At 73.4% G+C, this 2,858-nt stretch carries 3 protein-coding genes and 1 pseudogene; all 4 read right to left on the reverse strand.

What is annotated here, in order from left to right; all coding sequences use genetic code 11:
- A pseudogene (locus tag EAO71_RS39445) lies at window positions 1-188 on the reverse strand (lipid-transfer protein); the annotation flags it as partial.
- On the reverse strand, window positions 181-1,044 hold the full coding sequence (locus EAO71_RS35270; protein WP_147981899.1) for a M55 family metallopeptidase: 864 nt from the start codon (window positions 1,042-1,044) through the stop codon (window positions 181-183). The pseudogene EAO71_RS39445 and the gene EAO71_RS35270, both read right to left, overlap by 8 nt.
- On the reverse strand, window positions 1,041-1,961 hold the full coding sequence (locus EAO71_RS35275) for a S66 peptidase family protein (RefSeq protein WP_147981900.1): 921 nt from the start codon (window positions 1,959-1,961) through the stop codon (window positions 1,041-1,043). Before EAO71_RS35275 ends, EAO71_RS35270 begins: the two co-directional genes overlap by 4 nt.
- A 116-nt stretch (window positions 1,962-2,077) precedes the next feature.
- A partial coding sequence (locus EAO71_RS35280) for a S9 family peptidase (protein ID WP_147981901.1) occupies window positions 2,078-2,858 on the reverse strand: 781 nt, incomplete at its 5' end.

Here is a 2,858-nt window from a genome sequence, read left to right on the forward strand (position 1 = left end):
GTCCGGTACCGCGCCAGCGGGTTGAGCGCCCCGGCCGCCGCGTTCTTGACCTTCACCTGGGCGAAGTCCTCCACCGTGTCCCCGTACAGCGCCATCCGGCGCCGGGCGTAGAGCCCGAAGTAGGCGGGGTTGGTCGCCCCGAGGACCCTGAAGCGCAGCCAGTCGGGATCGTCCGGCCGGTCAGYCGAAGTGGTCCTCCATCGCGGCGCCCGCGACGGTGGTGCACACCTTGAAGGTTCTGGCCGCCGTGGTGGCGTCGGGTGCGGTGAAGGCGATGCCGCACGGGCCGTTGTCCTCGACGGTCGGGACGGCGAGCACCGCCGCGGCCAGATGGGGTGCGTGGAAGTCGAGTTCGAAGCGGCGGGGGCGGCCGGGAGGTCTGCGCACGGATCGTGCCCGGCCGTCCGGGCGCGCGGCGGAAACGCTCCGGGCACGGGCGGCGGCCGTGGCCTCGGCGCGCAGCAGCTCCGCGCTCCGCGTGGGAGGCAGGCACAGCGCGGCGTACCGGCTGACGCATTCCTTGACCGCCACGACGCGGGCGTCCGGGGCCCATGCCTGGGCGGCCTCGCAGGTACGGTCGTCGCCGGTGACCAGGATGACGGGCACGCCGTGTTCCTCGGCGATCAGGGCGTTCATGCGTCCTTCGTCGGCGGGCTCACCATCGATCCGGAAGGCGGTCAGTCCGGTTCCGAGGTACGTGTGGGACAGGACGCCCTGCTGTCCGGCGCCGGTGTGGTAGCCGAGGAAGACGACCGCGTCGGCCCGGTCGATGCCCTCCATCATGCCCAGCGGCTTGTGGCGGCCGGTGAGGAGGCGCGCGCGGGGATCGAGGGCCTCGATGAGCAGGTTCCGCTGGGTGTAATGGGCGTCGTTGACCACGACCTCGCCGGCGCCGCCCGCGAGGAGGCCGTCGACGACGGCGTTGACGTCGCCGGTGAACAGGGGGCGCAGCCGTTCCCAGGAGGCCGTGCCGGGTTCGACGTCGTCCGGGCAGGTGACGCCGGTGACGCCTTCCATGTCGGCGGAGATGAGCACGCGTGTCATCGGGGGGTCCTTTGCTGCGAGGGCAGGGCAACGCGGTGCCGGGCGGTGTCGAGCACTGCGTCCGCGCCGAGGGGAAGGGTCAGCTGCCGCGGTCCGTGACCGGCGGGCAGTCCGGCTGCCACGGGGACGCCCAGATCGGACAGGCGGTCACGCAGGACGCCCTCCACGTGCTCCGGAGGGCCACACGCGGAGAAGTCGCCGAGCACCACCCCGGCCGTGCGCTGCAGAACGCCGGCGCGTCTGAGCTGCGTCAGGGCCCGGTCCAGGCGGTAGGGGTCCTCGCCGACGTCTTCGAGGAAGAGGACGCACCCCTCGGTGTCGGGTGCGGTGCGGGTTCCCGTCGACGAGGCGAGCAGGGAGAGGTTCCCACCGGTGAGGCGCCCCTCCGCCCGTCCGGGCACCAGAACGGGCCCGGTGAGAGGCAGCGAGCGCGCGGACGGACCGAAGAGGGCCGCGTGCAGGTGACGGGCGGTCTCCTCGTCGTCGTGAAGCGGTCGGCAGGCCGGCATGGGGCCGTGGAGCGTGACCAGGCCGAGGCGGTCGCCCCACGCCTGGTGCAGGCAGGTGATGTCGCTGGAGCCGACGAGGAACTTGGGGCCCGCGGCGGCGAGGCGCGGGTAGTCGAGGCGGTCGGCGATGCGCTGGGTTCCATATCCGCCCCGCGCGCAGAAGACTCCTCGGACCTCGGGATCGAGCCAGGCTTCGGTGAGGTCTTCGAGACGGTCCTCGTCGGGGCCCGCCAGATAGCCGAGCCGGGTGGAGAAGAGCCGGGGAGTCGAACGCACCCTGAGACCCCAGCCCTCCAGCAGGCTCCGGGCGGCGGACATCTCCGTCGCGTCCACGGGCCCTGCCGGCGCGACGACGGCCACGGTGTCACCGGGGCGCAGCGGCGCAGGGGGCAGGCGGGGCCTCCTCATGTCGTCCTCTGCCGGTGTACTGCGCCGGGGCCGTTGCCCGGCGACCTCCGCCGGTGCACTGCCCCGGGGCGTTCGCCCGGCGTCCCCGGCCGTCGGGGTGCCCTCGGTGGCGGCCGTCACGGCTGAGGCTCCGGGAGGGCGGAGCCCACGGGGCGGCTCATGCTGCCTCCGGCTTCTTCGGGGCAGGTGAAGATCCGCTCGTAGAAGCGGAGCTCGGCCTCGAGCGCGGCCCGGATGGTCTCGGCCCGCCGCCAGCCGTGCCGTTCGCCCGGGAATTCCGCGTGCTCGTAGGGGATGCCGGCCTTTCTCAGCGCCCGGGCCATGGCTGAGGACTGGGCGGGGTCCACGATGGCGTCGTCCAGGCCGTGGAGCAGGAGGGCGGGCCCGCTGGCGTGAGATGCCGCGAGGACGGGCGAGCGCTGTTCGTAGAGCGCGGCACTCTGCGGCAGGGGGCCGATGAGACCGTCCAGGTAGTGGGACTCGAAGTCGTGGGTGGTGTCCGCCCAGCTGACGGGGTCGGTGATGCCGTAGAAGGACACCGCCCCGACGAAGGTGTCCGTGTGGGTCAGGGCGGCGAGCGCGGTCCAGCCGCCCGCGCTCCCGCCCCGGATCGCCAGCCGGTCGGGATCGGCAAGCCCTTCTTCGACCAGGGCCCGTGCGACGGTCACGCAGTCGTGGACGTCGACGACCCCCCATGCACCGTTCAGGCGCTCCCGGTAGGCGCGGCCGTAGCCGACGGAACCGCCGTAGTCGACGGTCGCGACGCCGATGCCCCGGCTGGTGAAGTAGGCGATCTCGAGGTCGTACACCATCGGGTAGTCGCCGGTGGGGCCGCCGTGCACGAAGACGACCCAGGGAGGGCGCGCTCCGTCGGCGGTGGTGCGGTGGGGGTGGGTG

This window comes from Streptomyces sp. MS191, from assembly GCF_008042125.1.
Taxonomy (GTDB): domain Bacteria; phylum Actinomycetota; class Actinomycetes; order Streptomycetales; family Streptomycetaceae; genus Streptomyces.